We start from the raw sequence: 7,868 nt of genomic DNA, 5'->3' as shown, positions 1-7,868 counted from the left end.
GGCCCCCGCGACCGGCCCGGCGTCGCCCTCACCTTCGACGGGCGGGGCGACCCGGGCCTCGCCCGTACCGCACTCGCCCGGTGCGAACAGGCCGGGGCGCGCGTCACGGTGCTCGCGGTCGGCACCTGGCTCGCCGAACACCCCGGCCTGGCCCGCCGGATCCTCGACGGGGGCCACGAGATCGGCAACCACACCGAGCACCACCTCGACCTCGCGGCGCTGGACGAGCGCGCGGCGTACGAGGAGATCACCGCCTGCGCCCGGCGGCTGCGCCGGCTCACCGGGTCCATCGGCACCTGGTTCCGCCCCTCGCCCACCGCGTACGCCTCCCCGCTCGTCCAGCGCCTCGCCCAGCGGGCCGGCTACCCCCATGTCCTCGCCTGCGACGTGGAGTCGCTCGACCACGCGGCCACCCGCGTCGCCGCCGTCACCCGGAAGGTCGCCGGGGAGCTCCGCAACGGATCGGTGGTGGAGCTGAGCCTCGGCCGCCCGGTCACCGTCGACGCGCTGCCGCTGCTCCTCTCCGAGATCGGCCGGCGCGGGCTGCGCGCGGTGACGGCCACGGAGTTGATGGTCCGACCGGCCGCCGACGTCACCCGGACGGCCCGATAATCTGACCCCTGACATTCGGCATCACGAAGGGGCGGAACTGTGGCGGACATCGAGTCGGCGCGGACGGCATTCGAGCGGTTCGACCAGAACAGCGACGGGCTCATCACGGCCAACGAGTACAAGAGCGTGATGGCCCAGCTGGGCGACCCCTTCGTCACCGAGACGGTGGCGCAGGCGATCATCAACGCCCACGACGCCAACGGTGACGGCCTGCTCACCTTCGACGAGTTCTGGGCCTCGCAGAACAAGGGCTGAGCCGTTGCGGCGGTCCGGTCCCGCACCGTCGGGGCCGACCGCCGCCGGGTACGTCCGGTGGGCCCCTTCCGGGTGCCTTCCGGCCGTCCCGCCCGCCGTGCGCGGCTTGCTGTGTCTTTGTCCACCGGCGAGGATCGGGCCGTGATGTTCTCCGGACCCCCCGCCGACCCGGCCACGCCCGGCATGCCCTCCGCGCCGGCCGCCCCCGGCATGCCCGCGGCGGCCGTATCTGCGCAGACGGGCGACGCGCCATGCGGCGGCGACAGGGCGGAGGGGCCCTCCGGGCAGCCGGCCGGCCGCTCCTGGACCACCCCTCTCCTGCTCTGCGCCGCAGGTGTCCTCGCGCTCCTCATGGCCCTGTTCGGCCCCGGCCTCATGGCCCGCGGCACCGGGGAGCTCCGGATACCCGGCGCGGGGCTCACCACCGTGCTCCGCACCGTCCAGTTCGCAGCCCTCGCCCTCCACCTGGGCGAACTTCTCGCCCCGCAGCTCATCCGGCCCGTCCGGGGCCGCCCCCGTACCACTGTGCGGAGCTGGGCGGTCGCCGCCTCGGTCGCCGGGGCGGCCGCCGCGGCCGGGCAGATCGTCCGGCTCGCCGCCGTCAGCGACCTCGGGATCACCGAGACCTACGGCACCCGCGAAGGCGGCCTGCTCCTCCTCATCGCCAACGGCCTGGTCCTCGCCGCCATCTGCGCCGCGAGCCGACGCCCGGCCCTCGCGCTCGCCCCGCTCGCCCTCGTCATCGGCGCGGAGGCCCTGCGCGCGCATCCGGAGGCGTACAGCCCCGAGTTCGGCGCCGCGCTCACCGTCGTCCATCTGACCGCCGCGTCGCTGTGGACCGGCGGCCTGCTGTACGTCCTGCGCACGATGTGGCTCTGGCGCGGCTCACCCGTCGCGGCCCGCGCGCTCCTCGGCCGGTACGCGCGTCAGGCGATCTGGCTGTACGTCGCCCTCGCCGCCACCGGCACGGTCTCGGCCCTGCGCCGACTGCCGCTGGACGTCGTGTTCACCTCGGCCTACGGGCGCACCCTGCTGGTCAAGCTGGCGCTCATGGCCGTGGTCAGCGTGCTGGCGGTGGCGGCCAGGCGGCGGATGCTCCGGGACGCCGACCCGTCGGTCGCGCACCTGCTGGCCCGCCGTGAACAGGTCGTGCTGGGGCTGGTCGTGGTGGTCTCGGCGGTCCTCACCGTGGTCCCCGACCCGCACTGGATCTCCATGCGCTAGCGGGCGTTGCGGTACGGCGCCCAGCCGCGCAGCTCGTCGTCGCGCGGGGCCAGGACCAGCGCCGGAGCCCCCGGCCCGAAGACCGTCACGGGCCGCCGCGCGTCCCAGGCCGGCCACCCCGGGTCCCCGTCCGTCGCGAAGTCCACCCACGCCCTGTGCATCGCGTCCGCCAGTTCCCGCGGGGCGTCGGGGCCGGTCAGGGCCATCGTGTCGGGGTGGGCCAGCGTGTCGAAGACGAAGCCCAGCTCCAGCGCGTGACAGGCGCCCAGCCGCTCCACGGGGGTGCGCCAGCCGAACTCGTACACATACGTGGAGCCCGGTGCGTCCGTCCGGGCGTCGGCCAGCCGGTTGAGCGGGACCCGCAGCAGCAGGTCCGTCGCGAGCGCGCCGAGCAGTTCGCCGGGGGTGGCGTCCGGCCGGTTGGCCCGGTAGACCCGGGCCGTGGTGTTCGGCACCTTGAACTTCAGCAGGGCCAGGCGGAGCTTCAGCCCGCTGATCCGCTCGGTCAGGCCGCCGGGTACGAACCAGAGCCGGTACTCCTCGGTGTTCGTTCCCATCAGCAGGTCGATCCCGGCGGACGCGCCCGCGTGCAGCGCCGCCACGGGGTCGCGGGGCAGCAGTTCGCCGTCCACGACCACCTGGAAGGAGTTGCGGCCGGTCAGCGGGTTCCCGCCGCTGGTCACCTTGGTCTGCGCGGTCAGCAGCGCCTCCGGGTCCACGGCGGCCAGCGCGGCGGCCGTCGCGGGCACCCCGAGCCGCTTGGCGATCAGCTCGGTCGTCCCGCGCGCGGCGGCCGGGGTCAGCGCGGCGGGCGCCCCGCTCTGGAGCACCGCCCGCCGGAACAGTCCCGCCGACCGGGGCGCGGCCAGCAGGGCGGCGATGCTGACCGCCCCCGCCGACTCCCCGGCCACCGTCACCCGGTCCGGGTCGCCGCCGAACGCCGCGATGTTGTCGCGCACCCACTCCAGGGCGGCCAGCTGGTCCAGCAGCCCCCGGTTGGCGGGCGCGTCCGGGAGGACGCCGAAGCCCTCGACGCCCAGGCGGTAGTTGACGGAGACGAGAACCACCCCGTCCCGGGCGAACGCGGACCCGTCGTACACCGGCACCGCCGAGGAGCCGTGCACCAGCGAGCCGCCGTGGATCCACACGAGGACGGGGAGCCCGGCGCCCTCGGTGGACGGAGTCCACACGTTGAGGTTCAGCCAGCCGTCGCCCGGGACCGCAGGATCCGGCAGCAGCCGGTCCAGCGGTGCGGCATAGGGCCGTTTGGGGGCCGTCGGACCGTACACGAACGCATCGCGCACGCCCTCCCACGGCTCCGGCGGCCCGGGCGCGCGGAACCTCTCCGCGCCCACCGGCGGAGCCGCGTACGGGATGCCGCGGAAGACCGCGACACCCCGCTCCACCACACCGCGCACGGTGCCGGAACCTGTCCTTGCCCGCGGGGGAGTCCCCGCCACGCTGTCGGACATGATGCGTGCCACCCTCTCGTGGTGCGGTGGTCCGGGCGGCTACCTCAGGTGGACCGGCCCGTCCGTGGTCAGGGCCGGGCGGCCCTCCGTGCCGACGACCACGATCTTGACCGGGTGCTTGGCGCCGGAGGACCAGGGCTTCGGCCAGATCGCGTCCCGGTACTTGGTGGTCGAGGACTTCAGGTCCACCGTGGCGGCCTTCCTCCCGTCGACGCAGACGTATGCCTGCCCCGAAGTGGCGGCCCGCGACACCACCCGGGCGGCCGGCCGGCCGGTGAACGACGGATGGGTGGCCCGGACCCGCACGGAGTGCTTGTCGGCGCCGTTGCCCTTGACGGCGGTCGCCGGCCTCCCGCCGGCGAGCCTTGCGGGCCACGGTCTTCCATGAGGTCGGTCGGTTCGGCGTCGGCTCCGGCGGGGCCCGGGAGGCGCCCCCAGGGTCCCGTCGGCAGGCGTCGCGGCTCAGGCGGCGAAGTACTGGGACAGCGAGTCCCGTTCGTCCAGCTCCACCAGATCCGGACGGGTGTAGCGCTCGGCCCGCGCGTGGTAGTCGAAGTCGCCCCGGACGAGCCCTCGGTAGTCCTGGACGCAGCGCTCCAGGGCAGCCCGGGTCGGGCCGCTGATGCCCGCCGCCTCGATTTCCTCGATCAGGTCCTTCTCCGCCCGCTGCACCCGCTCGGCTATCCGGGCCAGTTGGATCCCGGCCTCGTCGACGGCTTCCTGGAGGGTGCATCCCCGGTCGCGCTGAATCAGCCGTACAGCGTTGTGCTCGTAACCGAGAGCGGCTTCCTTCTCGAAGGAGCAGATGTCGTTGCAGAGCCCGGAATGGTCGGTGACCGCGTTCCGCAGGGCGATATACGCGGGCAGGCTCCGGGCGGAATCCGGAAGGTCGATTCCGGCGGTGATCTCGTGCAGGCAGAGAAAGGGCTGCATGGCGACCGAATCCCGTCGGTGCTTGGCGAATTCGGCCCGGCTGGGCACCTGTCCGGCGGCCCGCTCGACGGCCTCGGCGTAATACGTCCACAGCCAGGCGGCGGTGTCCCGCCGGAACTGCCGGTTCCACTGCGGCGACCGCCCGCGGCAGGTCCGCTCCCGCAGCCCGGCGAGCGCCCGCTCCATCGGACCGTTCGGCGCGGCCCCGTCGAATACGTCCACCAGACGGGTGATCGCCCTCTCGCACATCTGCGGATCGCGTCCGGCCGGGCCGTCGTCGAACTCGTCGTCCACCAGGAAGGCCCAGAAGAGCCATTGACAGAACAGGTCGAGGTGTTCCTGCGTAGCCTGCGGGAAGATGAGGGAGATCCACAGTTCCGGGCGGGTCCGGATCATTTTCCTCCGGGCCGGGACGGACAGATCGAGCCCTTCGGACTCGGCCCATTCCCAGGCGGCCCCACAGGTTTCCGCCAGGCCCGGGTTGCAGCCGGCACTCTGGAACGGCATGTGAAACGCCGGTAACGTGATCTGGCTCATTGCTGCCCCTCGTCTGATGAATACGGGCGGACGATGTGAACGGCGCAATCCGGGTGGTCCGGCAGGGACGGACCCGTCGGCAGGCGGCGGCCGGGAGCCCGGCCGGGCGGGCGACGGGGCAACCGTACGAGGTGAGAGGGCCATCGCCGTCCTCCTTCCTCCACCGGGCGCCGGGGCTGCCGGGACAGGGGCGGCGAGCCCGGTGGGCGAGCGCGTCACCATGTGTAATGCTCAGTCAACCCCCTGTGGAGTCCCGAGGGAAGCCATGAGTGACCGAAATTGTTTGATAGTCATGAACCCTCTGACCACTACTGGGTAGTTGATGAACAGGCGGGGCCGCCGCAACGGCAGTGACGGAGGTCCGGCAGCGGGTGCGGAGTAACCGGCGGAACGACGGCGCCCGGCTCAGGTGCGCTTGAAGAACTCGACCTCGCCGACCGCGATCGGCCGGTTCCCGCCTTGACCGGTCGCCTCCCGCAGCACCAGCTGGACGGAGACGACGTCGCTGATGCCCGTCCGTATCGTCTGCTCGCCGGGTTTGTCGTTGAAGGTCACCGCCTTCTCGTGGATCGTGCCGTCCTTCGTGGTGATGAGCAGGTCCGCCCGGGTCGGCCGCGCGCCCCGCCGGAACTCCTGGGGTTCCTTCGACACCCCGGTGTGCACCACGACGCCGACCAGCCGGAACGGCGTTTTGAACGAGCACGTCAGCGACGCGCCGAGCTCGGGCGCGCCCCAGTACTTGTTCGTCAGCCCGTCGATGGCCGCGCCCGCGGGGTGACCGGGGGCCGCCGCGCTCGCGCTCGCCCCGGTGGGGCTGATCTCCGCCGTGCCGCCGAGCTTGTCCCGGACGTCCTCGAAGAGGTAGCGCCCCGTCGGGAGGAAGAGGAAGCCCGCGAACAGCAGCCCGGCCACCGCCAGGACGAGCAGGGTCCGCCGCAGCGCCCGGCCCGAACCGCCGCGCACCCGCCGCCGGAACGGCCACACCGTGCACCACCAGGGCAGGGCGGCCGGCTGTTCCTTGGTCCGCAGCGGAGCGGCGCACCGCCGGCAGAACTGCCGTCCCGGCAGATTCGGCGTGCCACAGGCCGGGCAGGGCGGACCGTCCGGCGTCTCCTCCTTCGCCACCGGCCGCACGACGGGCCGCCGGGTCACGGGCTTGGCCGGCCGCACCGCCCCGACCGGCTCGTCCGCCTCGTCCCCCTCGGACACGCTCCCGGGAGCGCTCCTGGACACCGGTGCGGATGCCGGGATTCCGGGGCGTACGGGAGTGGGAGCGGGCCGCACCGGAGGCGTGGGCGGCTGCGCCGTTGCGGGCTGCGCCGGGGGCACGGCGGGCCGCGGTGGTACGGAGGTGGATGCGGGGGGGGGTGCCTCTATGTCGTTCGTCAAGGCGCCCGTGTCGGGTTTGGGGTGGTTCAGGGTTGTTGGGGTTATGCGGCGAGCTCGATGTCCTTCGGCGTGCGGGGTTCGTAGAAGGTGCCGTCGCGGAGCATGGCGAACAGGACGCTGTTGCGTTGGCGGGTGAGGCGGAGGAGGGCTTGGGTGTGGGTCTTGCCGCGGGCGCGTTGCTTGTCGTAGTAGGTGCGGGAGGCGGGGTCGGCGTTCATGCAGGCGAAGGCGGAGAGGAACATGGCGCGTTTGAGCTGCCGGTTGCCGCCTCGCGGTGAGTGTTCGCCGTGGATCGAGGTCCCGGATTGCCTGGTGGTGGGGGCGAGTCCGGCGTAGGAGGCCAGGTGGGCGGCGGTGGGGAAGCTGGTGCCGTCGCCGACGGTGGTCAGCAGGACTGCGGCGGTCCTGACGCCGACGCCGGGCATCGATGTCAGGACCTGGGAAAGAGGGTGGGCCTCCAGCAGGGCGTTGATCTGGGCTTCCATCGCCCTGCGCTGGGTGTGCAGGGCGGTCAGGGAAGCGGCCAGGGAGGGGACGACGATGTCCAGGGTGCCGGTGCCCGGGACGACGACGGTCTGCTCGTCGAGCGCGTCGAAGACCTCGTCGATCAGCCGCTGGGCCATGCGCGGGGCCTTCGGGCGGATCAGCTCCACGAGTCTGCGGCGGCCGGCCTTGCGCAGGGCGGCCGGGGAGCCGTGGCGCTCCAGGAGCCAGGTGACGGCGTGGTGGTCCAGACGCGGTCCCAGGACGCGTTCCTGGGAGGGGTGGAACTGGGTGAGCAGGCCGCGTATCCGGTTGCTGGTGCGGGTGGCCTCGGCGGCGAGGTCCTGGTCGAAGCCGGTCAGCACGGTCAGCTCAGCGGTGATCTCGTCGGTCAGTTCCAGGGAGCGCAGGGTGTGCGGCATCGTCCGCGCGGCATCGGCGATGGCGGCCGCGTCCTTGGCGTCGGTTCTGGCCTCGCCGGGGTAGAGGTCGGCGATCCGGCGCATGGCCAGGCCGGGCAGGTAGGCGACGCGGCAGCCGGCGTCGCGGGCGACGGTCAGCGGCAGGGCGCCGATGGAGGCGGGCTGGTCCACGATGACCAGGACGGTGCCGAACTTCGCGGTCAGCTTGTCGAACACGGCCCGCAGCTTCGGCTCGCTGTTGGGCGGCGGCTTGTCGAAGAACTTCTTCCCGGCCGGGGTGAGTCCGTGGCCGTGGTGCGCGGACTTGCCGACGTCCAGGCCGTGGAACACGCCCACGTCTTCGATCTGGAACATCGTTTCCTTCCAGGGGTGTTGACGGTGCCGGCCTCGGCTCGGGTGTCGTGCTCGCGCATCCATGTTATGCAGACCTGCCGCCCGCGAGCTGTCCGGCGTTGCGCCGGACCGGACGGTGGCCGGACCTCTGATCAGCGTCTCCGACGAACACCCCTCGGGCCCGGTGACACCACCCCCCCCAGGTCAT

7 protein-coding genes and 1 pseudogene are annotated in these 7,868 nt (G+C 73.0%); 3 read left to right on the top strand and 5 right to left on the bottom strand.

The features are described from left to right. The 3 genes from B9S58_RS26305 to B9S58_RS26295 all read left to right on the top strand — a co-directional run. Positions 1-612: polysaccharide deacetylase family protein (locus B9S58_RS26305; protein ID WP_103534516.1), on the top strand; the 612-nt coding region annotated here is incomplete at its 5' end. 39 nt (positions 613-651) lie between these two features. Continuing rightward, positions 652-867: an EF-hand domain-containing protein gene (locus B9S58_RS26300; protein WP_103534515.1), complete on the top strand. Its 216-nt coding sequence runs from the start codon at positions 652-654 to the stop codon at positions 865-867. A 144-nt stretch (positions 868-1,011) separates the two neighbouring features. After that, positions 1,012-2,091, top strand: a complete 1,080-nt coding sequence (locus B9S58_RS26295; protein WP_103534514.1) for a CopD family protein — start codon at positions 1,012-1,014, stop codon at positions 2,089-2,091. On the opposite strand, the gene B9S58_RS26290 is transcribed toward B9S58_RS26295, so the two are convergent. The 5 genes and pseudogenes from B9S58_RS26290 to B9S58_RS26270 form a co-directional block, all read right to left on the bottom strand. After that, a complete protein-coding gene (locus B9S58_RS26290) occupies positions 2,088-3,563 on the bottom strand; it encodes a carboxylesterase/lipase family protein (RefSeq protein WP_103534517.1) in 1,476 nt (491 codons plus the stop codon). The genes B9S58_RS26295 and B9S58_RS26290 overlap by 4 nt on opposite strands. Positions 3,564-3,602: 39 nt before the next feature. Continuing rightward, positions 3,603-3,845, bottom strand: a pseudogene (locus B9S58_RS26285) (N-acetylmuramoyl-L-alanine amidase); the annotation flags it as partial. A 180-nt stretch (positions 3,846-4,025) separates the two neighbouring features. After that, on the bottom strand, positions 4,026-5,003 hold the full coding sequence (locus tag B9S58_RS26280; RefSeq protein WP_103534513.1) for a terpene synthase family protein: 978 nt from the start codon (positions 5,001-5,003) through the stop codon (positions 4,026-4,028). A gap of 435 nt (positions 5,004-5,438) precedes the next feature. Continuing rightward, complete coding sequence (locus tag B9S58_RS26275) at positions 5,439-6,242, bottom strand: zinc ribbon domain-containing protein (RefSeq protein WP_258045051.1); 804 nt, start codon at positions 6,240-6,242, stop codon at positions 5,439-5,441. Positions 6,243-6,463: 221 nt separating this feature from the next. Then, on the bottom strand, positions 6,464-7,681 hold the full coding sequence (locus tag B9S58_RS26270; RefSeq protein ID WP_103534511.1) for an IS110 family transposase: 1,218 nt from the start codon (positions 7,679-7,681) through the stop codon (positions 6,464-6,466). Positions 7,682-7,868 lie beyond the last annotated feature (187 nt).

This window comes from Streptomyces sp. SM11, assembly GCF_002910905.1.
Taxonomy (GTDB): domain Bacteria; phylum Actinomycetota; class Actinomycetes; order Streptomycetales; family Streptomycetaceae; genus Streptomyces.
Note: the sequence above shows the minus strand (reverse complement) of the source record. Positions and strands in the feature narration are given on the sequence as shown.